Origin of the sequence: Streptomyces sp. NPDC050504, assembly GCF_044458065.1 — a bacterium.
Classification (GTDB): Bacteria; Actinomycetota; Actinomycetes; order Streptomycetales; family Streptomycetaceae; genus Streptomyces.
In genome coordinates this window covers 307,465-328,560 of record NZ_JBITHO010000011.1, presented here as the reverse complement: position 1 = coordinate 328,560, position 21,096 = coordinate 307,465, and the positions used below count along the sequence as shown (strand labels likewise).

Annotated in this window: 26 protein-coding genes; 9 read left to right on the top strand and 17 right to left on the bottom strand. The window is 70.5% G+C overall.

The window, feature by feature from the left end; translation table 11 throughout:
• Positions 1-164: 164 nt before the first annotated feature.
• Positions 165-1,214 (bottom strand): hypothetical protein, encoded by a 1,050-nt coding sequence (locus tag ACIBNE_RS34915; protein ID WP_399278899.1) that lies wholly within the window; start codon positions 1,212-1,214, stop codon positions 165-167.
• 521 nt (positions 1,215-1,735) lie between these two features.
• On the opposite strand from ACIBNE_RS34915, the gene hppD reads away from it, so the two are divergent.
• Positions 1,736-2,773 carry a 4-hydroxyphenylpyruvate dioxygenase gene (gene hppD, locus ACIBNE_RS34910; RefSeq protein ID WP_399278897.1) on the top strand — a complete coding sequence of 346 codons (1,038 nt, stop codon included), beginning with the start codon at positions 1,736-1,738 and terminating at the stop codon, positions 2,771-2,773.
• Positions 2,774-2,900: 127 nt separating this feature from the next.
• On the opposite strand, the gene ACIBNE_RS34905 is transcribed toward hppD, so the two are convergent.
• The 3 genes from ACIBNE_RS34905 to ACIBNE_RS34895 all read right to left on the bottom strand — a co-directional run bounded on the left by ACIBNE_RS34905 (position 2,901) and on the right by ACIBNE_RS34895 (position 7,025).
• Positions 2,901-4,871, bottom strand: a complete 1,971-nt coding sequence (locus ACIBNE_RS34905; RefSeq protein ID WP_399278895.1) for an Ig-like domain repeat protein — start codon at positions 4,869-4,871, stop codon at positions 2,901-2,903.
• A 239-nt stretch (positions 4,872-5,110) separates the two neighbouring features.
• Positions 5,111-6,214, bottom strand: coding sequence for a hypothetical protein (locus tag ACIBNE_RS34900; protein WP_399278894.1), 1,104 nt, complete (start codon positions 6,212-6,214; stop codon positions 5,111-5,113).
• A 172-nt stretch (positions 6,215-6,386) separates the two neighbouring features.
• Positions 6,387-7,025, bottom strand: a complete 639-nt coding sequence (locus ACIBNE_RS34895; RefSeq protein WP_399278892.1) for a TetR/AcrR family transcriptional regulator — start codon at positions 7,023-7,025, stop codon at positions 6,387-6,389.
• 112 nt (positions 7,026-7,137) lie between these two features.
• On the opposite strand from ACIBNE_RS34895, the gene ACIBNE_RS34890 reads away from it, so the two are divergent.
• Entirely contained in the window at positions 7,138-7,788 is a 651-nt protein-coding gene (locus ACIBNE_RS34890; protein ID WP_399278891.1) for a DUF998 domain-containing protein, read from the top strand.
• 61 nt (positions 7,789-7,849) lie between these two features.
• A complete protein-coding gene (locus ACIBNE_RS34885; protein WP_399278889.1) occupies positions 7,850-8,086 on the top strand; it encodes a DUF4287 domain-containing protein in 237 nt (78 codons plus the stop codon).
• Positions 8,087-8,163: 77 nt separating this feature from the next.
• Here the strand turns inward: ACIBNE_RS34885 and ACIBNE_RS34880 are convergent, their stop codons facing one another.
• Together ACIBNE_RS34880 and ACIBNE_RS34875 are read right to left on the bottom strand one after the other, a co-directional pair.
• Positions 8,164-8,628 carry an RICIN domain-containing protein gene (locus tag ACIBNE_RS34880; RefSeq protein WP_399278887.1) on the bottom strand — a complete coding sequence of 155 codons (465 nt, stop codon included), beginning with the start codon at positions 8,626-8,628 and terminating at the stop codon, positions 8,164-8,166.
• Positions 8,629-8,749: 121 nt separating this feature from the next.
• Positions 8,750-9,724, bottom strand: a complete 975-nt coding sequence (locus ACIBNE_RS34875; protein WP_399278886.1) for a helix-turn-helix transcriptional regulator — start codon at positions 9,722-9,724, stop codon at positions 8,750-8,752.
• A 233-nt stretch (positions 9,725-9,957) separates the two neighbouring features.
• On the opposite strand from ACIBNE_RS34875, the gene ACIBNE_RS34870 reads away from it, so the two are divergent.
• From ACIBNE_RS34870 to ACIBNE_RS34860, 3 genes are all read left to right on the top strand, one after another.
• Positions 9,958-10,131, top strand: coding sequence for a hypothetical protein (locus tag ACIBNE_RS34870; protein ID WP_399278884.1), 174 nt, complete (start codon positions 9,958-9,960; stop codon positions 10,129-10,131).
• A gap of 171 nt (positions 10,132-10,302) precedes the next feature.
• A complete protein-coding gene (locus ACIBNE_RS34865; protein ID WP_399278882.1) occupies positions 10,303-10,836 on the top strand; it encodes a stress protein in 534 nt (177 codons plus the stop codon).
• 139 nt (positions 10,837-10,975) lie between these two features.
• The gene (locus tag ACIBNE_RS34860; protein ID WP_399278881.1) at positions 10,976-11,200 is read left to right on the top strand and encodes a hypothetical protein; all 225 of its coding nucleotides are present in this window, start codon (positions 10,976-10,978) and stop codon (positions 11,198-11,200) included.
• A 29-nt stretch (positions 11,201-11,229) separates the two neighbouring features.
• On the opposite strand, the gene ACIBNE_RS34855 is transcribed toward ACIBNE_RS34860, so the two are convergent.
• Complete coding sequence (locus tag ACIBNE_RS34855; RefSeq protein ID WP_399278879.1) at positions 11,230-11,637, bottom strand: hypothetical protein; 408 nt, start codon at positions 11,635-11,637, stop codon at positions 11,230-11,232.
• A 59-nt stretch (positions 11,638-11,696) separates the two neighbouring features.
• Positions 11,697-12,176 carry an RICIN domain-containing protein gene (locus tag ACIBNE_RS34850; protein WP_399278877.1) on the bottom strand — a complete coding sequence of 160 codons (480 nt, stop codon included), beginning with the start codon at positions 12,174-12,176 and terminating at the stop codon, positions 11,697-11,699.
• Between the two features lie 243 nt (positions 12,177-12,419).
• Between ACIBNE_RS34850 and ACIBNE_RS34845 the strand changes: the two genes are divergently transcribed.
• The gene (locus ACIBNE_RS34845) at positions 12,420-12,929 is read left to right on the top strand and encodes a hypothetical protein (RefSeq protein WP_399278875.1); all 510 of its coding nucleotides are present in this window, start codon (positions 12,420-12,422) and stop codon (positions 12,927-12,929) included.
• Positions 12,930-13,016: 87 nt separating this feature from the next.
• Here the strand turns inward: ACIBNE_RS34845 and ACIBNE_RS34840 are convergent, their stop codons facing one another.
• The 3 genes from ACIBNE_RS34840 to ACIBNE_RS34830 all read right to left on the bottom strand — a co-directional run bounded on the left by ACIBNE_RS34840 (position 13,017) and on the right by ACIBNE_RS34830 (position 14,161).
• Positions 13,017-13,514 (bottom strand): cupin domain-containing protein, encoded by a 498-nt coding sequence (locus tag ACIBNE_RS34840; protein ID WP_399278873.1) that lies wholly within the window; start codon positions 13,512-13,514, stop codon positions 13,017-13,019.
• 134 nt (positions 13,515-13,648) lie between these two features.
• Positions 13,649-13,897, bottom strand: coding sequence for a response regulator transcription factor (locus ACIBNE_RS34835; RefSeq protein WP_399278871.1), 249 nt, complete (start codon positions 13,895-13,897; stop codon positions 13,649-13,651).
• Between the two features lie 66 nt (positions 13,898-13,963).
• Positions 13,964-14,161: a hypothetical protein gene (locus ACIBNE_RS34830; RefSeq protein WP_399278870.1), complete on the bottom strand. Its 198-nt coding sequence runs from the start codon at positions 14,159-14,161 to the stop codon at positions 13,964-13,966.
• 169 nt (positions 14,162-14,330) lie between these two features.
• On the opposite strand from ACIBNE_RS34830, the gene ACIBNE_RS34825 reads away from it, so the two are divergent.
• On the top strand, positions 14,331-15,353 hold the full coding sequence (locus ACIBNE_RS34825; protein ID WP_399278868.1) for a LuxR C-terminal-related transcriptional regulator: 1,023 nt from the start codon (positions 14,331-14,333) through the stop codon (positions 15,351-15,353).
• Positions 15,354-15,384: 31 nt separating this feature from the next.
• Here the strand turns inward: ACIBNE_RS34825 and ACIBNE_RS34820 are convergent, their stop codons facing one another.
• The 4 genes from ACIBNE_RS34820 to ACIBNE_RS34805 form a co-directional block, all read right to left on the bottom strand.
• The gene (locus ACIBNE_RS34820) at positions 15,385-16,164 is read right to left on the bottom strand and encodes a sporulation protein (protein ID WP_399278866.1); all 780 of its coding nucleotides are present in this window, start codon (positions 16,162-16,164) and stop codon (positions 15,385-15,387) included.
• 46 nt (positions 16,165-16,210) lie between these two features.
• Positions 16,211-16,780 (bottom strand): transcriptional regulator, encoded by a 570-nt coding sequence (locus ACIBNE_RS34815; protein WP_399278863.1) that lies wholly within the window; start codon positions 16,778-16,780, stop codon positions 16,211-16,213.
• A 68-nt stretch (positions 16,781-16,848) separates the two neighbouring features.
• Positions 16,849-17,043, bottom strand: coding sequence for a hypothetical protein (locus tag ACIBNE_RS34810; RefSeq protein WP_399278939.1), 195 nt, complete (start codon positions 17,041-17,043; stop codon positions 16,849-16,851).
• Between the two features lie 50 nt (positions 17,044-17,093).
• Positions 17,094-17,333, bottom strand: coding sequence for a hypothetical protein (locus tag ACIBNE_RS34805; protein WP_399278861.1), 240 nt, complete (start codon positions 17,331-17,333; stop codon positions 17,094-17,096).
• 403 nt (positions 17,334-17,736) lie between these two features.
• On the opposite strand from ACIBNE_RS34805, the gene ACIBNE_RS34800 reads away from it, so the two are divergent.
• The gene (locus ACIBNE_RS34800) at positions 17,737-18,315 is read left to right on the top strand and encodes a TetR/AcrR family transcriptional regulator (protein WP_399278859.1); all 579 of its coding nucleotides are present in this window, start codon (positions 17,737-17,739) and stop codon (positions 18,313-18,315) included.
• 175 nt (positions 18,316-18,490) lie between these two features.
• Here ACIBNE_RS34800 and ACIBNE_RS34795 read toward each other — a convergent pair whose 3' ends face one another.
• Positions 18,491-19,792: an NAD(P)/FAD-dependent oxidoreductase gene (locus ACIBNE_RS34795; protein WP_399278937.1), complete on the bottom strand. Its 1,302-nt coding sequence runs from the start codon at positions 19,790-19,792 to the stop codon at positions 18,491-18,493.
• A gap of 211 nt (positions 19,793-20,003) precedes the next feature.
• The gene (locus ACIBNE_RS34790; RefSeq protein WP_399278857.1) at positions 20,004-20,891 is read right to left on the bottom strand and encodes a nucleotidyltransferase domain-containing protein; all 888 of its coding nucleotides are present in this window, start codon (positions 20,889-20,891) and stop codon (positions 20,004-20,006) included.
• Positions 20,892-21,096 lie beyond the last annotated feature (205 nt).

Sequence of the window (21,096 nt, the reverse complement as noted above, 5' to 3'; positions counted from 1 at the left end):
CTGGGTGACCCGCAGGTGCGGGTCGGCAGGGAAGCGGTCGCGGCCGACGTACGGCTTCTTGACGGTCCGTTTCCTCTTGGCGGGGTTCTACGAGGCGGTCTTCCGCAACGGCGTCTTCGCCCTGCGCCGGAACCTGCTCGCTCCTGCCGGTCCTCGCTCTTGGCTCAGCGGTGCTTCTTCCCATCGGCTGCGTCCGACACGAGTCGTGCCAGCTGTGCGAAGAGGGCGTCGATGGTCTTCTGGTCGGCGAGCAGGGGCAGGGTGTCGAAGTACAGTTCCCATTCGCCGTCCGGGCCGAAGCGTTCCACGATGCCGAAGGGCACGCGCTCGCCCGGTGTGCGTGAGACCGTGCCGTGCCACTCGACGTACGTCGTGGTCGTGCCGAAGGCGACCTGGCCCGCTTTGAACTCGACGTCCGCGGTTTCGAAGAACCGCTGGAGGTAGGCGTTCTTGGCGGCCGCGGTCGCCAGTGGTGTGCCGAGTCCCGGTCCCGACAGGCGTGCGTTGCCCGTACGGGCCAGCAGGGCTCCGGCGTTCTCGCTGTTCCATGCCGCGAGGCGCTGGGTGAGCTCGGCGGGCCGCAGCCGCGCGGGTGACGCCGGTTCGGCGGGCGCGGGGCCGTTGTCGGAGATCCCGTCGAACAGGCCGACGGGCGCGCCGGGCAGGGTGTCGCGCAGGAGTACGTGGCGGTCGTAGTAGCGGCGGGCCTGGAGGGACTTGCCGTCGTCCCCGAGCACGTTGCGCGCGATCTGGGGGAAGGCGATCCGGTGGCCGTTGATCGTGGCCTCGTTCCACTGTCCGAAGACCACGACGGCCCCGTCGGCGACCACGTTCGTGCCCCGGTAGCGCAGGTCCTTCACCAGCCCCAGGGAGTTGATGATGGACGGGCCGATCTCGTCGCGGCCGTACTTCGCTCTGCTGCCCGCCTCCCAGAGCGTGGCGTCCGTGTCGAAGATGTCGAGGTACGCCTTGACGCGGGGGTGGTCGAAGTCTCCCGGCCGCGGCGCGGGACCGGTCGGCATCTCGCCGAACGCGATCTGGCGTTGCAGGAACGCGCAGACGTTGGGTGTGATGCGGCCTTCCAGCCGTTCCGCCTTCGTGTGCGCCGCCGGGCACGCCTTCCGGACGGCGGTGGTGCCGCGCTCGGCGGATCCGCTGCCCGGGAGTGCCGCCGCCGAGGCCGTCGTCCCCAGCACGACACTCGCCAACGCCATTGCCACGACGCCTCGCCGATTCGCCAACACGCCCGTCCCCGCTCTCTGTTCGCCCTGTGCGGCCCTGTGCCGCTCGGGGGAACAGCATGCGGCGCGGGCGGCACCGGGATCGATTACCTCCGGAGTCATTGCGGCGATGGCGGATGTGTGTCGTTGCCATTTTTTAGGAGAATTCGATGAGGGATTGTGTGGTTCTTCTCGGTGTGCAGTTGCCCGCTGCGGTGCGCGCCGAGCCGGAGATGGTGCGGATGGCCGTCGAGCTGTTCCGCGCGGACCTGGGCGTCGTGGGCAGCTGCCGCTTCCGCCCCGGCGACCGGGTGCGCCTGCCCGAGCACGTGGCGGCGCGTCCGCTGCGGGTACCGGGACGCGCGTCTCGGACGGTGTCTCACGCGGCGATTTCCATGAGCTTTTCCCGGAAAGTCAAGGCAGTTTCAGAAATGTGGGAGGAGGGGAATTGCGGACCCTCTCGCCCGGTTCGGAACGTGACGGCTTCACCGGCCGAGCATCGGATGGGGAACATCATGACCGCACACGACGTCGAGTTCATCGAGATCTACACCTGCGACCAGGAAAGGACCACGGACTACTTCGTGTCCTCTTTCGGATTCCGGGAGATGGCGCGGTGCAGTACGGGTGGTCTGGATTCGACGCTGTTGCGCCAGGGCGGCCTCCAGCTGGTCGTCAGTTCCGGGGCGGCGGCGGCCGGGTTCCTCGCCGAGCACGGCGACGGCGTGGTCGACATCGCGTTCGCCTGCGAGGACGCCAAGGCTTCCTGGCGCGGCGCGCTCGCCGCGGAGGCCCGTGATCTCACGGTGGACGGTGCCCCCTTCCCCGCCGTCTCCGGGTTCGGCGCGGTCCGCCACACCCTGGTCGAGCGCCCGGCAGGCCTGGCGGCCGGGCTGCCCGCCGGACGGCCGTGGGCGCTGACTCCGGGCTCCGGGGCGGGCCGCAGCGGTGTGCCCCGGCTGCGGCGCCTGGACCACGTCGCGGTCTGTCTGGCGGCCGGTCGGCTGCACAACGCGGTGCGCTTCTACGTCGACGGGTTGGGCTTCGAGAACCACCACAGCGAGTACGTGACCGTCGGCGAGCAGGCCATGGACTCGATCGTGGTGCGCAGCCGCTCCGGCGGGATCACCTTCACCATGGTCGAGCCCGACCCGGCGAAGGAGCCCGGTCAGATCGACGGGTTCCTCGACCGCAACGGCGGCCCCGGCGTCCAGCACCTGGCGTTCCTGGTGGACGAGATCGTCCCCGCGGTGCTGGAGTTCGAGGCCGCCGGCGTCGAGTTCCTCCGGACTCCGGGGGCGTACTACGACGCGCTCCCCGGGCGGATCGGGGACCTCGTCGAGGAGGTCGCCGACCTGCGCAGGACCAATGTGCTCGCCGACCGGGACGTGTGGGGCCACCTCCTCCAGCTCTGCACCCGCTCGCCGTTCGAGCGGCGCACGCTCTTCTTCGAGCTGATCCAGCGGCACGGCGCGCAGGGCTTCGGCAGCTCCAACATCCGGGCGCTGTACGAGGCCGTCGAGCGGGCCGGGGTGGTTGCGGAGGCGAACTGACCGTACGGGCCGAACGGGCGGGTGCCCCGTCGGCCGCGGCGTGCGGCGGACGGGGCACCCTGTGGTTCGGGACCGGGGACCTCTGTCAGTGAAGACCGGGGGCCTCAGTTCGTGAAGGCCGGGGGCCTCAGTTGGTGAAGGTGAAGTACTTCCAGGCGCCGTGCGTGGTGGAGTTGACGGAGTCGCCGGAGGCGCCGTTGATGTAGGAGGAGCGCATGCGGGCGTGGATGCCCGCCTCGCCGGGCGCGGGGAGGCTCACGGCGGACTTGCCGTTGCGGCCCAGGGCGAAGTACTCGGCGCCGTCGCCCGCGTCGTACCAGGTGCCCCGGTAGAGGACCTGGACCTGGAAGCGCTGCTTGCGGCCGCCGTAGTAGTTCATGGTGGTGGTGAACAGCGGGTCGGTGCTCTTGCGGAAGTAGTAGTAGGTCGTGGAGCCGATCCGGCCGGTCCTGTAGTGCCGGGAGACGGCGGTGGTGACCTTGGCCTCGGCGAGCGCCGTGGCCGTCACGGTCCTGGGCGCGGTGCGGGCGTCGCCCGTGAAGACGGCGGTGACGGTGGTGTCGCGGGTCATGTCGACGACCGCCGCGACGTTGCCCTTGGCGTTGACCTTCGCGGTCTTCAGCAGCTTCTTGGGCTTGTCGGAGCCGAAGGGGTCCGCGTAGAGGGCGACGGTGCGGTTCGTGTAGGTCGCGCCGAGGTGCGCGGTGAAGGTGACGTCCTTGCCGTACGCGTAGAGCTTGCCGTTGTTGTTCAGGCTCATCGCGGGCGTCTTGCGGGAGACGGTGACGGCCGCGGTCGCGGTGGCGGCCGCGCGGGTGGCGTCGCCCGCGTAGGTGACCTTGTAGCGGACCTTTCCGCCGGCGGTGGGTGTGTCGGTGAAGGAGAAGGTGCCGTTCGCCGCGGTCTTCACGGCGGGCAGCTGCTTGCCGCCCGGCCGTTCGACGTCGGTGCGGACGACGGTGAGGGCGGTGCCCGCTGCGGGGACGGTCTTGGAGGTGAGGCGGCCGGTGACGGTGAGCTTCTTGGCGCGCTCGGCCTTGGCGGGCGCCGAGACCGTCAGGGCGGGGAGTTCCCTGACCGGGTCGGTCAGGGTCCGCAGGGTGTGGACGTTGTGGTTGTTGACCGAAACGGCGAACAGGCGGGTGCTGTCCGGGGACCAGGCCAGCGCGCCGTCCACGAGGGTGTCGGCGCCGCTGCTGGTGCCGGTGTTGGGGAAGTCGTACTCCCGTACCGGGGTGCGGCCGCCGGGCTTGTGGATGTGGACGTCGTCGCCGTACCAGGATTCGCTGCCGCCCGCGATGGTGCCGTCGGCCGCGACCCGGACCGCGTTGGGGTAGGCCTCGATGGGGTAGCCGCTCTGCGCGGCGAGGTCGCCGGTCGAGTACTCGCCGAGGCTGTAGCCGTGGCCCATCGGGCCCCAGGAGGTGAGGACCCGCTTGCCGTCGGGCGTCAGGTCCAGCTGGTCGACACTGGTGCTCATGTCGCCCTTGACCCGCAGGACGGCTCCGTCGGCGGTGACGTCGTACACGGCGAGCGCGCTGCCGCCGCCCGCCACCAGGACTCCGGGCACGGCCGGGTCGGAGGCCAGCAGGGTGGCGCCGCTGAACGTCACGGCGCCGTTCTGGGAGAGGCGGACGACCGGCTGCGGGCCGGAGACGTCGAGCGAGCCGAAGCTGGAGTCGTGGGAGAACCAGATCCGCCCGTCGACGACCTCCAGTTCCCGCGGCGCCGCGCCGAGGTCGTAGCTCGCGGTCGTGGTGTACGTGGCGGTTTCCACCGACACGATCCGCCTGGCGTCCTTCACCGCCGCGTACACCTGGGAGGAGTCCGCGGAGAGTGCCAGGCCCGACACGCCGGACAGCCCGGTCAGGGTGGCCTTGACGGTGCCCGCGTAGTCGGTGACGACGATCTTGCCGCTGCTCGGGTCGGAGACGTACACCCGCTGGTGGACGCCGTCGACGACGAGGTCGCCGACCGAGGCGACCGAAAGGATCCTGGCCGAGTCGGCGGATGCCTGGCTCGCCGCGCCCGTGGCCAGGACGACGGAGCTGAGGCCGACGGCGAGTGCCGTCGCGATGGACGTGCTGCGTGTGCGCACGGTGATGTGACCCCCACATGTGCCGGCCCGGCACTCGCCGGGCCGTGTTGAACCGGCCGCGCGTCCCCCCTTTTCGCACCGCGTTGCGGGTGCGTGGACGCTGCCGCGGTTGAGCGTATGGCATGCCTGTGACATGCACGCACGCGGTGTCCCGGCGGCGGCCCCCGCCCGGCTGCGGCCCCGCCCCGGCTGTGGCCCCCGCCCCGGCTGCGAGGCCGGGGCGGGGGCCGTACCGCGGTCTAGTAGAAGCGGCGGATGAACAGGTCCGGCTTGCCGTTGGTGTCGCCGGGGACGATGTCGTCGGCCGCGGACCTGAAGACCACGTCACGGCCGTCGGCGCTGACCGCGTCGACCTCGGCCGTGGCGGGCTGGTCCGAGACGGTCTCGTCGGTGCCGGTCTGGAGGTCGCGCAGGACCAGCGAGGGGCCGGTCGTGCCGACCGGGGCGTACAGCAGGTAGCGGCCCGTGGGGTCGATGGCCACGCCCTTGACGTTCGGCACCAGTTGGGCGGTGCCCGCGCTCACGTCGTGGACGTAGGTGTCGGCGCCCGAGAGGTAGACGGCCTTGTTGCCGTTGTCGCTGAGCTGGACGAGGGTCGCTTCCTTGGCGGGGCCCTCGATCGGGCCCGTGCTGGTGCCGCTGGTGCGGTCCCACACGAAGACGTCCTTCGTCTGGCCGTCCTGGTAGGCGACGCGGCGCGCGTCGCCGCTGATGGAGGGCAGCGCCGACTGGGTGTGGTTGAAGGTGGCGACGGTCTGCCTGGAGCCGCTGATCCAGTCCCCCACCTCGACGCGCTGCTGGGTCGCCGACACCCTGATGACCACGGCGACCTCGCCGAGGCCCGCGGACAGGGACGGCTGGTCGCAGGTGTAGGCCAGGCAGTTGAAGGAACCCGTCGCTCCCGTCTGCACCTGGTCCTGGCGCACCCGGATGTTCCGCATCCACGGGATCGAGTAGGCGACGTACTGGCCGTCCCCGGTGATGACCGGGGGCGCGAGCGGGGAGTAGGAACCGATCCGCTTGTTCTGCCCCGTCCGTTGGTCGCGGACGTACGGGGTGTTGTCTCCCGGCGTGCCGCCGGGGACGAGGTTCGTCGCCGTGGACGTGAAGACGACGTGGCGGCCGTCGGGAGTGATCGAGGCGCCCGCGGAGTCGCCGTTGGACTGGCTGCCGTCGGGCGCGACGCTGATCCTCTCGACGCCGGCGCCGAGGGTTCCCGCGGCGCCCGTCGACTCCGCCGCGGCGGATCCGGGCAGTACCGCCGTGACCGCGCAGACCACAACTGCCGCGCTCAGGACGGTCCTTGTACGTCTGGTGGTGCTTCGGTTCTTGTTTCCTCTCATGTTTCCCCCCTGCAGGTCCTGCCTCCGGTTTCGTTACCGGAGGACCGCAAGCATGCAATCGCAGTGGCGCTGTGGGGTCAATGAGGCGCGTGGCGTCAGCATCTTTCCACTGGGACTGGGCGGTACGCGCTCAGCGGTACGCGCTCAGCGGTACGCACCCAGTAGTACGCGCTCAGCGGTATGCGCCCAGGAACGCGGCCACGCCCGCCCTGCCCTGGTCCGCCAGCTCCGCCCGCGTGTGCTGGGCTCCGCCGTGGAACATCGCCTTGTTCACCGGGATCCACAGCAGCAGGCCCGTGAAGTGGTTGGCGGCCAGCAGGGGATCGTCGATGCGCAGCAGGCCCGCGTCGGCGAGGTGCCGGAAGGTCGTCGCGAGGGTGCCGAGGACCCGCTCGAAGCCCTGCTCGTACCAGGCGGCCCCGAGTTCGGGGAAGGTGTCGGCGTTGGCGATGATCAGGCGGCGGAGCTGGAGCACCTGGGGCTGGGTGAGGGCGGTGAGCAGCTGGTCCGCCAGCCTGGTGAGGTTGGCCTCCAGCGCGTCGGCGTCGGCCGGGATGTCGGCCACCAGGTCGACCAGGGCGTCGACCCGGTCGGTGGTGGCCAGGACGATCTCCGTGAACAGCTTCTCCTTGTCGGAGAAGTGCTTGTAGACGGTCTGTTTGGAGACCGCGGCGAGTTTGGCGATGTCGTCCATGCTGGTGCCGGGGTACCCCTTGGCCATGAACACCCGGGTCGCGGCGTCCATGATCGCTTGGTGCTTGAGGGCCGACCGGGTCTGTTCCCCGCCCTCCGTCCGCTGCCTCGCCGCCATGTGCGCTCCTTCGTCGGTCAGTACTGGACAGTCTAGTTCTGATGGGTCTACTGTAGCGCCCGGAGCGCAAGCAGTACTAGACCGTCCAGTTCCAATCTTCGGGAGGTTCCTCATGACCCACGCCATCGGCGCACCGGCGTCCGCGACGCCCGCCAGGTCCGCGACGCGCACCCTGCTGGGCGGCGGGGTCGTGGCCGGGCCGCTGTTCCTGGGCGCGGGGCTGGTCCAGGGGCTGACGCGGGACGGTTTCGACTTCACGCGCAACGCCATCAGCCAGCTGAGCCTCGGCGACCTCGGCTGGGTCCAGATCACGAGCTTCGTCCTGACGGGCGCCCTGCTGATCGCCGCCGCGGTCGGCATGCGGGGAGCGCTGCGCGACGGCCCGGGAGGGACCTGGGCGCCCCGGCTGGTCGGGGTCTTCGGCGCGTCCTTCCTGCTGGCCGCGGTGTTCGGCGCGGACCCGGGCGGCGGCTTCCCCGTCGGCGACCCGGCCGCCGACTCCACCGCGCTGAGCTGGCACGGCACCGTGCACATGCTCGTCGGCATGGTCGGCTACCTCGCCCTGTGCGCCGCGTTCCTCGTGCTCGCCCGCGTCTTCTCCGCGCGGGGGCGGCGCGGTTGGGCGATCGGATCCCGTCTGCTGCCGGTCGGTGTGCTCGCCGGTTTCGCGGGCTCCTCCGCCACCGTCGTGGCCTTCACCTTCGGCGCCGGCCTGGGCCTGCTCGGCCTGGCCGCGATCACCGCGCGCCTCGCCGAGGAGTAGGGCGCGCTCCCCCCGCAGTCCGTACCGTCAAACCTCCGTACCGCACAGACAGGACAGGCACATGAGCGCACCCGTGAAGGGCCCCGCGAGCTACTTCCCCTCCATCGAGAAGAAGTACGGCCGCCCCGTCGCAGAGTGGCAGGACCTCATCCGTACCTCGCCCCTCACCAAGCACATGGAGCTCGTCGCCTGGCTCAAGGCCGAGCACGGCCTCGGCCACGGCCACGCGAACGCCCTCGTGGCCCACACCCTGGCCGAGGGCAAGGACGCGAAGGGCAAGGACGCGAAGGGCAAGTAGGCCGCGAGCGGGGCGAGGAAAGCGGGGCGGGGGCCGTATGGCCTCCGCCCCGCTCCCGTTCTTCCGGGGCGCTCCCCCTACGCGTACCACTGCTGGTACGGGTTGCTCTCGCCGTAGGTCTTCAGGTACGCGTTGCCCTTGGTGTTCGAGTCCACCGCGTAGCTGCGGTCGTCGACCATGCGGACCTTGCCGCCGATGGTCAGCTCCCACCAGAGCTGCTCGGGGTCGTTCCTGTCGCACGGCTCGGTGACGAGCCCTTCGGTCCAGGCGTCCTCTATGGTCAGGCACCGCCCGGTCCCGACGTTCTTGAGCTTGATCCTGCCGTTCACGACCGTGCGGTCCCACTTCTGGAACGGGTTCGTGCTCCCGCAACTCTTGGTGTAGACCGCCCCGTTGGCGTTGGAGTCGAGGCAGAGCCCCGTCTGGACGTTCCGGTACTGCTTGGTGTCGGCGGCGCTGGCGTTCGGGGCCGTACCGGTCACCAGCAGGACGCTCGCCCCGACGACAGCCGCGGCTCCGGCGAATCCTCTTCTGAAACGCATGGGTTTTCCTCCTTGGGGAACGTGGGACTGCTTCTGGACTGCTGGGTTTCTCTGGACTGCTGGGTTTCTCAGGAAAGTCGTGGGTTTCCCGGGCGGGGGGGGCGGGGGGCCGAGTGCGGGCTCAGACCCACCCCCGTTCGCGGGCGCGGAGCGCGGCCTGGAAGCGGTTGTCCGCGTCGAGCCTGGCCATGAGCCGGGCCACGTGCTTCCGGTAGGTCCGCAGCGCCATGTTCAGTTGGCGCGCCCCGGTCTCGTCCTTGTCGACGAGGTACAGGGTGCGGAGTATCCGCTGCTCGGTCTCGGTGAGGGTGGGCAGGGCCTCTTCGGGGAGTTCCTGCGAGGCCGCCCACATCCGTTCGAAGAGCGAGACCACGGTGCTCACCAGACCGGGCTCGCGGGTCAGGAGCGCTCCGCGGGCCGTGTTCTCCGGGTCGATGGGGGTCAGGGCGACCGCACGGTCACAGATGATCATGCGTTCGAGCGGATGGGGCGAGACCCGGATCTCCGCCCCCTGGGCCGTGAGTTCCCGCAGGTAGGCCATGGTCGTCCCGTCCCGCAGGCAGGCCGACGCCATCAGGGTCCTCATGCGGACCCCCCGGCGCAGGATCCTCAGGTCGATCGGGCGGGAGACCTCGATCGACTCCGTGGAGAGCACCCCGACCGGGTTGGTGGTGAGGTTCTCGGTGTGGGCGAAGAAGGTCATCTCGTCGATGGCGCCGCGCACCGCCTCCAGGCCCTCGATCTGACGGATCGCCGGGTTGTCGTACGTGGCCGTCCTGGTGGCCGTACGGGCGGGGTCGGCCTCCGCGCTCAGGGAGTCGACGACCCCCGCGCGCCGCCCCGTCTCCTCCAGGTCGTCCTGGACCTGGCCCAGCCGGTGCTCGATCAGCCGCTCGACGGCCCGCTTGGGGGAGAGCGGGCGCAGGCCGCCCGCCGGGGTGCGCACCACGACGCCCAGTTCCAGCATCCGGGTGACCACGACCGGTTCGTGGTCGCCCGCGGCCTCGCGGTCCCGCAGGAGGGCCCGGTAGAACCGCTCCTCGTCGGGCGAGACCCCGAGGAAACCGAGGTCGTTGGCCGTCCGTCCGGTGGTCACGGCAACCACCGCCCGCCCGGCGGCAGGTCGCGTCCCGGAGCCGGGAGCGTGCAGGAAACTGCACGGGAACCGGGTCCCTTGCTGCACGGTCGCGGCCCGCTGCCGACCCCTCCCAGCAGGCAACATTCTTCTTGTGAGGGCGGCCCGCCGGAACGAAAGCCGAAACGGCGACGGCGGGAGGGCCCGAACGGCGCACCACTGTCCAGCACTCTCGCCGCTCCAGGAGGTACCCCGTGAACCGCTTCGCTTCCCGCATCGCAACCGGTGCGCTCACCGCCCTCCTGGCCGTCGGCGGCGCCGGGTTCGCCCAGGCCCACGACGCGGCCCCCCGTACGGCCCCGGCCGGGCAGGTCGCCTCCGCTGACGCCTCGGCCTCCGTCGGTCCGCTCACCAACGACTGGGGATGAGCGGGTCCCGGTGACGGCGGCCGCGCCGACAGGAGCGGCCCGCACCGCCGGGAACCCGACCGGCCCGACCCGGCGGAACGCCTCCACCGGTCCCCCAGCACCCTCTGATCGACCCCTTCCGTACGCATCCCGGGCATCCCTTTGCCCGAAAACCCTTCCGAGGAGATCGAAATGTCGAAGAACCTGAAGCGCGCCGCCCTCACCCTCGTCAGCGCCGTCGCCGTCGGCGGGCTGATGCTCCCGACCGCCGCGCAGGCCGCCACCACCCCGGCCCAGGCCCCCGCGCCCGCTCCGGCCGCGGCCCAGCAGGTGGGCACGGCGCAGCAGGTGGGCACGGCGTCGATCCTCTCCCCGCTGGTCCGGGTCGACGTCATCAACATCATCGGCGGCATCGTCGCGTCCGCCATCGAGCAGGCCCAGGCGAACGCGACCCGGGACACCTTCGTGAAGAGCCAGCTGGAGCAGGCGTGGAACAAGGCCGGCGGGCGCTACAACGTCATGGTCATCAACACGAAGCTCAACTACTCGCTGGACCTCAGGGGCGTGGTGGGTGACGTCACCTACCACCACAACGTCTACGGCTACCGCGTCCTCGTCTTCGAGTCGGGCACCGTCGTCAACCGCGGCGACGGCGGCTGGATCAACTGGGGCTTCCAGGGCTCGTGGACCCGCAACGGCGGCACCGTGAACTTCAGCAAGTTCTGATCTCACCGCCCGGACCTCCTTCGTCCTCTTCCTCGGTCCCGAAAACTCACGCAAATGGGCCGGTCTCCCTTCGGGAACCGGCCCATGCCGCGTCCTTCCCGGGGCCTTCGGATCCCACCGATCGGCAGGAGAAGAGACCGTGGAACACAGAGTTCGGCTCACCGGTACGCCGCATGCCGCCTCCGAGCTGGCGTGTCTGCGCGTCATCGCCCGGCTGCCGTCCCACTGGTTCAGCGAAATACTGGAATGCGGAACCGGATACGCCGTCCTCGGACTCCACACGGACGCCTCCGACAAGGACGTCACCGAAAAGGTCGACGCGGCCCTCACGGCATCCGCCTTGCGCGACTGGGTACGGGATTGACGTGCCGCATTCGATGCGGGGGCGGCCGGTCAGGTGAACTGGACGGTCACGGTCTGGTCGTTCCAGTCGCCCAGCCACTTCACCGAGGCGTACCCGCCGAAAGACAGCTTGTCGCCGGTCCTGTCCCGCAGCCAGAGTTCGCAGTTCTTGGAGGAGGAGTAGAGCTTCAGGGACGATATCCGCCACCGCCACTCCGAGTTCAGCGGGAACTGGTACTCGGGAATCCCGTCCTTGTCCTTGCTGCACCCGTTCCCACGGAATTCGATCCGCGACCCGGTGAAGTTCGCGTCCGCGTAGACGATGCCGAGCACTTCCGGCCCTTCTCCCATGGTCAGGAGGTCGTAGGGCGGCTCGGGCGCGGGTGCCGCGCTGGCCGGCACGGCCACGCCCAGGGACAGCAGGGCCGCGGCGCACACTCCGAAGAGCCTCTTCTTCATCTGGTTTTCTCCACTCTCGTGTCTCGTACGAAGAATTCTTGACGGACGGGCCGGGGGACTTACTCGTACCACTGCTGGTACGGGTTGTCCGGCCCGTACTCCTTCAGGTACGCGTCGCCCTTGGCGTTCGAGTCCACGGCAGCCTTGACGAGAGTTCCGTTCGGAAAGGCGTATCCGGTGATGCGGGTCGTGCCATTGGCCTTCTCCTCAAGCCACTGCTGCGTGCCGTCGGTGACGCACGGCTGAGTGGTGATCTTCGACCCGCCACCGGCCTTGGAAAGGCAGCGGCCGGTCTTGAGGTTACGGAGCCGGAGAACACCGTCCTCGTACCTGCGCTCCCACTTCTGGTACGGGTTGTCGCTGCCGCACTGCTTCGTGTAGACCGACCCGTTGGCATTGGAGTCCAGGCAGAGTCCCGTCTGCGCGTTCCGGTACTGCTTGATTTCGGCGGCATTGGCGGACGTCGTCGTACCGGTCACCAGCAGAACGCTCGCCCCCGCCGTGGCGACGGCACCGATGATTCCTCTTCGAACGCGCATGAAATTACCCCTCGGTGGGATGCGGAGAATGGTGAAGGCCCCGTCCTGCGGGGGCTCCTTCACTGTGCCGGTGAGCCGGTCGGCCACTCAAGTCACGTATTTCCGTCACCGAAAAAGCGGTACCGCGGTCCCGTTCCACCTACCTGGCCCGGTCCGGGTCACGGGTTTTCGTGACTGGTCCCGCGGTGTCGCCGTACAGGAGAGTGCTCCTGTCGGGCGCCGCACCAAGGACGGAGGACACCCATGACTGACTCGGCCCACGCCGCGGACGGCCAAGCAGCCCTGCACCTCCAGGAGTTGGCCTACTTCCTGGGCGTCCACCTGAACCGGGCACCGGGCATCCTCTGGTCCGAGCACGACCATCCGGCGCTGGGCGGGGCGGCGGGTCCCCAGGAGCTCGACGCGTTCGCGCGGGCGCTGGCCCTGCTGACGGGCCTCCCGGTGCGCACCCGTCCCGGCCGGCGGCCGACCGGCGCCCCGGCGCACGGCACCACGGAGCACGGCACCACGGCCGGGCACCTGCTGGTGCATCAGACGGCGGGGGCGGGTTCCTGGTACCTGAAGCGGACCCCGCGGGCGAGCGTGCCCGAGGACGGGAGCAAGTTCACCGAATCGCTGCGGTTCCGGCTGCGGACGGGCGACGTGCTGTACGTCCCCGCGTACTGGGGCTGGGAGGCCGATCTCACGCCGGAGGCGGAGCTGGTGGTCTCGGTGCTGGGGGGACCGCCGGGCGAGGCCGCCGGGACGCCGTGAGCCCGGCCGGCCCGGCCGCATCGGCCTACTCGGCTTCCCCTGCTTCTTGCGCTGCTTCTTCTGCTTCTTCTGCTTCTTCTGCTTCTTCTACTTCGCGGCTTCGAGGGCGGCCTGCCAGGCCGGGCTGTCGACGTAGTGGTTGTCGTACAGCTCGGAGGAGTTCTTGATCTCCTCGAAGCCCGCCTCGCCGCGCATGACGCGGCCCAGCAGACGCAGGTAGTCGAAGCGCGGCATTCCGGGGCCGAAGACGAACAGGACGTCCGCCTCACGGCCGGGCGCAGCGGCGAAGGCGTGCGGGGTGTGCGGCGGGACCAGCAGGAAGTCGCCCTTCTCCAGGACCTTCACCTCGTCGTCCACGAGGACCTGGAGCGCGCCGTCCAGCACGAAGAACAGCTCGGACGCCTTGGTGTGGAAGTGCGCCGGGGCGCCGACCGCGCCCCGCGCGAACGTCGAGCGGTAGCTCGTGAGGGCGCTGCCCTCCGTGCCGTAGTCCGCGAGCAGCGTCATCACGCTGCTCGGGTCGGCGGTCGTCTCGGCGGTGGCGGCGCGGGTGAGGACGGCCTTGGCTGCGGGCTGCGCGTTCATGGTGCTGTTTCCTGCCTCTGAGCTGCGGTTCCGGGCTCTCCCGGCGCCTTGTGAACACAACTCTACGAGGCACAGTGACATGGCATCAGGTGCATTTTGCTGCCCGATCCATGGGTCAATTCTGCGCTCGGCCGTCAGCCTGCGATGACCTGGCCCGGGGTGACCTGGCCGTCAGGGAGGCCGTGGATGCGGCAGGCGACCACGGCGAGCTGGAACTGGTTGGCGGCTCCGGTCTTGGCACGGATGCGGCGCAGGTAGGTGTCGACGGTGTGCGGGCTGAGGCGGAGGTGGTGGGCTATCGCGGGGTAGGTGGAGCCGTCCAGGAGGAGCCGGAGGATCTGCAGTTCGCGGGCGCTGAGGGACGGGGGCGAGGCGTGGGACATCGGAGTCTCCCTTTCGGTGGAGCCCGGTCTTTCGGTGGGACTCGGTGGGCGGCCCTTCGGGGCGGGTCAGTCGAGCGGCTTGCACCGGGGCGTGCCGCAGCTCCAGGACGTGTCGTCCTGGCCCGGGTGGCCGCCGGTGTGGGCGCCTCTGGTGGGGTCGGACGCGGCGGCCCGTGCGGTGTGGTCGGTCGAGACGGCCGCGGCGGTGGGGGCGGCGGGCAGGAGGGCGACGAGTGCGGCGACGGTGACGATCCAGGGCTTCATGGTTCCTCCGGGGAGCGTTCAACTGTGTGCGGACGGGCGGTTCTTCACTGATCAGCCCCCTTTGAGGTGGGTGCCTCTCGTGGATCTAGGATGTGGCCCGTGGCAGGGGCGGCGCCATGCTGCGGGCCCCTCACCAACTTCCGCGGCAGCAAGCTGACGAAGGAACGAAATGGCCATACGCTCAGATATGCCGCACGAGGCTTCGGAGTACGGACCTGATCGGACCGATACCGCGGTCTACGCGTGGGTGCTGGAGCACCGGCAGGTCGATCTCGACGCACTGGCCGCCCATCTGAGCAAGCTCGGTCTGGACCCCGAAGACGCGCAGGCGGCGCTCGACCGGCTGGTGCGCCTGCAACTCGTACACCCCGATCCGCACGACCCGCGCCGGGCGCAGGCCGTCGCGCCGCACGCGGCCATCCACGCCGTCTGCGCTCCGCTGGAGGAGCGGATGGCCCAGTTGCACACCCAGCTCGCCACCAGCAGGACGATGCTGGCGGGGTTCCTGCCGCACTACCTCGGGGCGTCGAGCGGCCGCGCAGGTGACAGCGTGGAGGTCATCGCCAGCAGGTCCGAGGTGCGCGCGGCACTGGAGTACCAGTCCCACAGCTGCGGCAGCGAGGTCATCTCCAGCCAGCCCGGCGGGGTCAAGTCGCCCGAGGCGATGGAGGAGTCGCTGCGCCGCGACCGGGCGCTGCTCTCGCGGGGCGTGCGGATGCGGACGCTGTACCACCACACGGCCCGGTTCAACGCCTCCTGCCAGGCGTACGTGGAGCAGGTCTCCGCGTCCGGTGCCGAATACCGTACGGCGCACCAGCTCTTCGGCCGTCTGATCGTCTTCGACCGGCACACCGCCTTCGTCCCGCTCGCCGACGGTTCCTTCGGCGCGGTCGTCGTGCGCCAGGAGTCCCTCGTGGCCTACCTGTGCGAGATCTTCGACCAGACCTGGGCGCTCGCCCAGCCGTTCACGGCGGCCGCCGAGGAAGGGCTCGCGCAGGTGGCGCAGGCGGTCGACGACACCATCGTGCGCCTGCTGGCCGCCGGGCTGAAGGACGAGGCAGTGGCCCGGCGGCTGGGCATGTCGCTGCGCACCGCGCGTCGGCACATAGCCGACATCATGGAGCAGTTGGGAGCGGAGAGCCGCTTCCAGGCGGGTGTCGCGGCGGCGCGCGCGGGGCTGCTCGACGAATGAGGCGCGGTGCCGGCCGGTGGTCGGGCGGGGCCTAGCCGTCCATGAGGGTCAGGGTGGTGAGGGCTTCGCGCACGCGCTCGCCCAGGTCCGCCTGGCCCACCTCGTGGTGTGCCGCGGGGAAGGTGCGGTGCGGGGGCTTCTCCTCCCACTCGTAGACGCTGCGGGCGGCGCGGCGCACGAAGACCAGTACGCCCACCGCGTTCTGGAAGAAGACGACCTCCAGCTCCCCGAACCGGTCGGCCCTGGTGGGGTTGCCGAGGAAGAAGACCTGGTGCAGGCCGTGGTTCGCCTCGACGTCGGGGATGTACTCGTCCATCAGCTGCGAGCCCTCGACGCGGTACCCCTCCTCCGCGAAGGCGTCCAGCACCGCCTCGTACACCGGCGGGGCCGCGATGTGCAGGAAGTCCAGGTCCTTGACCGGGGAGTCCGACTCCCAGCTCAGCTTGGTGGTCAGCGACACGTCCACGCCCAGTGCCCGGCCGCCGAGCTCGGTGACCGGGCACTCCCAGGGCAGGCGTCCGCCGAACGCGGAGCGCTCCTCCGCGCCGGGCGCCACGTCCAGCGAGTAGCGGCGGGCGTCGAGCCCGGTCACCGTCTCCTCGTTGACCTTGCCGTCGTAGTAGTGGGCCTTGGCCACCACGTCGAGGTCCAGGTGCTCGACCTTCAGCCCCTTGCTGCCGCCCCTGAGGGTGACCTCGCCCTCGACCTCGTGGCCCGGCAGCAGGGTCACCGAGAGGATCTGCGTGTCGATCTCCGGCGGCTCCTGGCCGTCGCCCTCGTCACCCGTCCCGAACAGCCTGCGAAATCCCATGGCGCGTTCCCTCCCCCTGGTGTCTGGGGCGCAGCATAGCCGCTGGTCAGGCCGCGAAGCCCACGTTCGTGACGTACTCGTACTGGCCCCACTGCGACCCCAGGTCCGTGATCACATCGGTCCAGGCGTCGTCGAGGGTGCGTTGGTCGCCCGCCGCCCAGGCGCCGATGATGCGGTCCCACTTACGCACGTTCAGGGAGCGGTACTCCACCACGCGCTGGTAGGGGCGGGCCACCTGGGACTGGTTCAGCGGGTGCAGCTCGACCCTGGTGCCGCCGCGGGAGTTGAGGCGCTGGAGGAGGTGGCGGGCGACGTTCTGGCGGCGGACCGTGCGGTAGGCGCCCTCGATCTTCTCCAGGCTGGCCCGCGACGGCTGCCGGCTGCCCGCCAGCCAGGCCCGCAGGGTGCGGTCCGTGACCGTGAGGCCCGCGGCCCTGGCGGCCGCGCGGGCGTGTTCGGTACGGGTCAGGTAGTTCAGACGGGCCATCAGACCGCGCTTGGCGGTGATCGGGGTGGCGATGCCGCCGCTGAGCGCGTCCAGTCGGCGCGCGACCAGTTCGCTGCCCCTGCGGCCCTGTGCGCCGTACTTCCCGAAGTCTTCGTTGTGTTCAGGCACCCGTCCGTCTCGTCCCTGTCGCCTGGTTTCCGGTCAAAGGTATAGGAGGGTGGGGTGGGGACGCGTGATCAGGGCGGGAAGGGGACGACCCGTACCACCGTGTTCGTGAAGACGGAGCCCGACACGTAGTAGCGGATGATGACGCCCGTGACGGTGGCCTCGCGGCGGTCCCGGTCCGAGCCGACCTGGCTGGAACCGTGCCCGTAGGGATCGGCGCCCAGGGTGCGCTCCAGTTCCGCCCTGAAGCGCTCGGCCCCGGTCATCTTGGTGAGGGCCGTGTCCGCGGGCGGGGCATACGTGATGCGGTAGCGGGTCAAGCGACGCGCCTCTCCCGCTCCCGGAGCCGTGCGGTGATCGCGCGCTCGGACTCGTCCTCGGCGAGTTCGAGGATCCAGTGGCGCAGGACCCCGTGGATCTCGTGCACGTCCGCTTCGTTGACGGCCCGGTCGAACTCCGCGCGGCGGTGCTCGGGAAGGGCGGCCCTGATGCCGGGGATGGTGCTCGGAAGCTCGATCTCCCGCCCGTTGCTGATGGTTTTCAGCGGCTCGGCCATGGCTCGCGCTCCCCGGGATGGACGCCTGCTGCTGCGGCCACGTTAGCGAGCACGGCAGAACGGCCCGGGGCGGTCCCGGGCCGTTCCGTACGCCTGTTGCCGGTGCGTTTTCCGTCCGTGCCGTGCCGTGCGCGGTGCTGTCACCGGCGCGTGCCCGGCTTGGGGAGCGGCCGGGGGCGCGGAACGGAACGCGGCTTCGGCTGCCGGAAGCCACCGGAACGGTTGAACTGGTGAGGGGCGGTCACGGTCCCGCTGTGGTGGGCGGTACGGGTGGTGCTGGCTCGCATCGCGTCTCCTGGGAAGGTCGGACGTGCCGGTCTCCGCGTAGTACTCTGCACGAAGTGATGTGAATATAGTACTGCATTTGCAGTGGTGTCAATGGAATCCGGAGGCTTCCCCCGCCATGCGTACGAACACCGAGCGCCGCACCGCACTGCTCGACGCCGCCATCGCCGTCCTCGCCCAGGAGGGCTCGCGCGGGCTGACCCTGCGCGCGGTCGACGCGAAGGCGGAGGTGCCCGTGGGCACCTGCTCCAACTACTTCCGCAACCGCGGCGAACTGCTCCGCCAGATCATGGGACGCACCCGCGAGCGCCTGATGCCCGACACCTCGTTGATCGAGGGCATGCTCGCCCAGGGGCCCTCCCGCGAGCTGACGTCCTCGTTCATGCGGCTGGTGCGCGAGCGCATGCACGCCGACCGGGACAGCCACCTCGCCATGCTGGAGCTGCGCCTGGAGGGCGTGCGGCGGCCCGAGCTGCGCGCGGAGCTGACGAAGGTGCTCGGCGACGAGATCGAGAACAACATCGCGTTCCACCTCGACGCCGGGCTGCCCGGCGACCGCGCCACCGTGCTGCTGATGTACTTCGCGATGTTCGGGCTGTTCGTCGACGAGTTGACCATCCCGGAGGCCGTCGACCGCCTGCCCGTCGACGAGCTCATCGGGACCCTGGTGGACCGGCTCACGCCTGCGGGGGAGTGAGCCGGAGGGGGGAGCGGGGTCGCCGGTGCGGTCCGAGCGGACGGCCGGCTGTTCACGTCACGCCGTCGTACGGTTCATGCCGCCGTGCGGGTCGCGCCGTCGTGCGGTTCACACCGTCCTACGGTTCACGCCGTCCTATGGTTCACGCCACCGTACGAGGCGCCCGGCTTTCCCGTCACACCGCTGTACGGGTCGCCCGGCCGCCCTTGGAGAGGCTCGCCGAGACGTTGAACCGCTTGCTGAGCCGGTACATCTTCACCGGGCTGCCGCTGATCGTCTCCTTGTACGCCACCGCTCCCCTGCCGGTCAGGCACCAGCGGCGCGGGCTGTCGTCGGCGCGAGTGAACTGGATGACCGCGTCGCGGCGGCCGAGGCTGACGGGCTGGTGGAAGTAGCCGAAGCGGAACGGCCTGACCGGCTTGGCGCGCAGTTCCCTGGCGATCGTGTCGGCGGCGTGGGCGGCGGCGGGCAGACCGCTCTGGCAGGTGCCGTGGACCTTGCCCCACGCCTGCTCCACCGCGGCCGCGTCACCGATGGCGTAGACGGTGGGGTGGGAGGTCGAGCGGAGGTACGGGTCGACCTGGACCAGACCGCGCGCATCGGTGGCCAGGCCGGAATCTGCGGCCAGCGGTGAGACCCGGACCCCCGTGCTCCACAGGCACAGGTCCGAGGGGACGAGTTCGCCGCCGTCCAGCTCGACCGCGTCGGGCAGCACCTTCGTGACCGTCGCGCCGGTCCGCAGGGTGACGCCAAGCCGCTCCAGGGCCCGGCGGAGGTACGTGCGCGCCCGGTCGCCCATCATCTCGCCGGGCGTGCCGCGGCTGATCAGGGTCACGTCGAGCCCGGGGTGGCTCTCGGCGATCTCGGCTGCGGCCTCGACGCCTGTCAGGCCGCCGCCGCAGACGGTGACCGTGCCACCGCCCGCCGCGGACAGTTCGGCGAGGCGGGTCGCGAACTGGCGGGTGGATTCCTGGCTGTTGAGCGTACGGGCGTGCTCGGCGGCGCCGGGGACCGTGCTGGTGTCGGTGGTGCTGCCGAGCGCGTACACGAGGGTGTCGTAACGCAGGAACTCGCCGTCGCTGAGCGTCAGTCGCTGTTCCTCCGGGTCGATGGCGGTGGCCGCGGCCTGGTGGAAGGTCACGCCTGTGCCGTCGAGCAGATCGGGGATGTGGTGGTGGGGCAGCTCCTGGCCCGCGGCCACCTGGTGCAGCCTGAGGCGCTCCGTGAAGCGGGCGGAGGGGTTCACGAGGGTGACTCGGGTGGTGGGGGCGGTGCGTGTGATGCGAAAGGTGCGGCCGGTGCGGGGACTTGCTGTTGGGGCGTTGTCCGAGGCGGGCGCGATTTGTTGTCCGCGGACAACAGATTCGGGGGCGCTTACGGCTCCGGTGCGGTGGGCCAGGCGGATCGCGGCGAGCATTCCGGTGTAGCCGGCGCCGAGGACGACGATGTGGTGGGTAGCACGGAAGTTGGCGGTCATCTCTCGCTCCATGGGCGCGGTGGTGAGGCGGACGTCCATGGGACTGAGCAGGCCCTGCTCCCGTGACAAGCCCGGAGGGTGACGTGGGTCACGCACGGATGGACGGTCTGCCGGGGCTCTCGGAGATCCCGGCAGACCGTCCGACCTGTCGTGCGATGCCGGTCAGTCGCGGTACCGGTCGGTCGCGGTACCGATCAGTTGGTGGTGTCGATCAGCCCTGGTTCAGCAGAGCACTGATCTCTTCGTGGAGTCCGGTCGGTACGGCGATGCCCCAGCGGGCCGCCGCCTCGGTCGCGAGGTCGCGGCTCCACTGCCAGCTGTCGCGCGCGGCGGCACGGACGTCCTGCGGCCGGGCCGCGCAGGTCGTCGACGTGTAGCGGTCGCGGTCGGCGGCGGGCAGGTCCTGCTCCAGCGCGCGGCTCGGGGTCAGCCAGTGGGCGGTGCTGCCGCGCAGGAGACGGCAGAGCTGGAGCTGTTGGGGGGCGACGACGGTGCCCAGGAGCGCGTGGGCACGGGCGGTTTCGCCGCGCCGGAGGACGTGGGCGAGCATCAGCGTCCAGTTGGTCAGTTCGTGGGCGAGCCGCTGGGCCGTTGCCGCTGCCTCGGGCGGGCAGTGCTCGGCCAGCTCCCGGGCGGCTTCCGTGAGACGGCCCGTACGGTCGAGGAGCACGGCGGCCTCGGGGTTCGGGAAGTGGACCGTCCCCCGCCAGGAGGGAACCTCGGCGATGCCCGCCTCCGCGGGCGCGAGGTGGAACTCGCCGCGCATCAGGTCGTCGAAGACGACGGCGAGGATGCCGTACATGTTGGTGTACGCCAGCTTCAGCGGCGCCAGGCCCGCCAGGAACTCCCGGCCGTCGAACCCCTCGACGTACTCGTCCCCGATGTAGAGGTACGCCTCGATGTCGGAGTGGGCGTCGGCCTCGCCGAGGGTCCACGAACCGTAGAGCAGGACCCCTTCGAGACGGGGATCGACCTGGGCGAGGCTCCTGAGCCGTTCGATACGGGCGTCCAGAGCGGGGGCGTCCAGAGCGCGGGCGGCGGATCCGGTGGTGGACGTACGGGGAGCCGTGGGGTGGGGCGTCGCAGGGCGGAATGCCATGGCTGTGTCTCCTGGGACATGGGTGAAGAGGAAGCGACGGAGGCCGTGTACGGGTACGCGAAACCGTCCCGGGACCGCCGGGAGGTGCTGTCGCGGACTCGCGTCCGTCTACTCAGGAGACGCCCATGAGGGGCAGTCTAAGAGCCTGTGTCCGCTCTGGGTCCGCCCTGGGTCGGACAGCAGGCTCAGACACGGGCTCCGGCTC

Coding starts and splice junctions, on each gene's coding strand:
- ACIBNE_RS34915 (WP_399278899.1), bottom strand. CDS start 1,214: ATGGCGTTGGCGAGTGTCGTGCTGGGGACGACGGCCTCGGCGGCGGCA.
- hppD (WP_399278897.1), top strand. CDS start 1,736: ATGACCGCACACGACGTCGAGTTCATCGAGATCTACACCTGCGACCAG.
- ACIBNE_RS34900 (WP_399278894.1), bottom strand. CDS start 6,214: ATGAGAGGAAACAAGAACCGAAGCACCACCAGACGTACAAGGACCGTC.
- ACIBNE_RS34895 (WP_399278892.1), bottom strand. CDS start 7,025: ATGGCGGCGAGGCAGCGGACGGAGGGCGGGGAACAGACCCGGTCGGCC.
- ACIBNE_RS34890 (WP_399278891.1), top strand. CDS start 7,138: ATGACCCACGCCATCGGCGCACCGGCGTCCGCGACGCCCGCCAGGTCC.
- ACIBNE_RS34885 (WP_399278889.1), top strand. CDS start 7,850: ATGAGCGCACCCGTGAAGGGCCCCGCGAGCTACTTCCCCTCCATCGAG.
- ACIBNE_RS34880 (WP_399278887.1), bottom strand. CDS start 8,628: ATGCGTTTCAGAAGAGGATTCGCCGGAGCCGCGGCTGTCGTCGGGGCG.
- ACIBNE_RS34865 (WP_399278882.1), top strand. CDS start 10,303: ATGTCGAAGAACCTGAAGCGCGCCGCCCTCACCCTCGTCAGCGCCGTC.
- ACIBNE_RS34855 (WP_399278879.1), bottom strand. CDS start 11,637: ATGAAGAAGAGGCTCTTCGGAGTGTGCGCCGCGGCCCTGCTGTCCCTG.
- ACIBNE_RS34850 (WP_399278877.1), bottom strand. CDS start 12,176: ATGCGCGTTCGAAGAGGAATCATCGGTGCCGTCGCCACGGCGGGGGCG.
- ACIBNE_RS34845 (WP_399278875.1), top strand. CDS start 12,420: ATGACTGACTCGGCCCACGCCGCGGACGGCCAAGCAGCCCTGCACCTC.
- ACIBNE_RS34840 (WP_399278873.1), bottom strand. CDS start 13,514: ATGAACGCGCAGCCCGCAGCCAAGGCCGTCCTCACCCGCGCCGCCACC.
- ACIBNE_RS34835 (WP_399278871.1), bottom strand. CDS start 13,897: ATGTCCCACGCCTCGCCCCCGTCCCTCAGCGCCCGCGAACTGCAGATC.
- ACIBNE_RS34830 (WP_399278870.1), bottom strand. CDS start 14,161: ATGAAGCCCTGGATCGTCACCGTCGCCGCACTCGTCGCCCTCCTGCCC.
- ACIBNE_RS34825 (WP_399278868.1), top strand. CDS start 14,331: ATGGCCATACGCTCAGATATGCCGCACGAGGCTTCGGAGTACGGACCT.
- ACIBNE_RS34820 (WP_399278866.1), bottom strand. CDS start 16,164: ATGGGATTTCGCAGGCTGTTCGGGACGGGTGACGAGGGCGACGGCCAG.
- ACIBNE_RS34810 (WP_399278939.1), bottom strand. CDS start 17,043: ATGACCGGGGCCGAGCGCTTCAGGGCGGAACTGGAGCGCACCCTGGGC.
- ACIBNE_RS34805 (WP_399278861.1), bottom strand. CDS start 17,333: ATGGCCGAGCCGCTGAAAACCATCAGCAACGGGCGGGAGATCGAGCTT.
- ACIBNE_RS34800 (WP_399278859.1), top strand. CDS start 17,737: ATGCGTACGAACACCGAGCGCCGCACCGCACTGCTCGACGCCGCCATC.
- ACIBNE_RS34795 (WP_399278937.1), bottom strand. CDS start 19,792: ATGACCGCCAACTTCCGTGCTACCCACCACATCGTCGTCCTCGGCGCC.
- ACIBNE_RS34790 (WP_399278857.1), bottom strand. CDS start 20,891: ATGGCATTCCGCCCTGCGACGCCCCACCCCACGGCTCCCCGTACGTCC.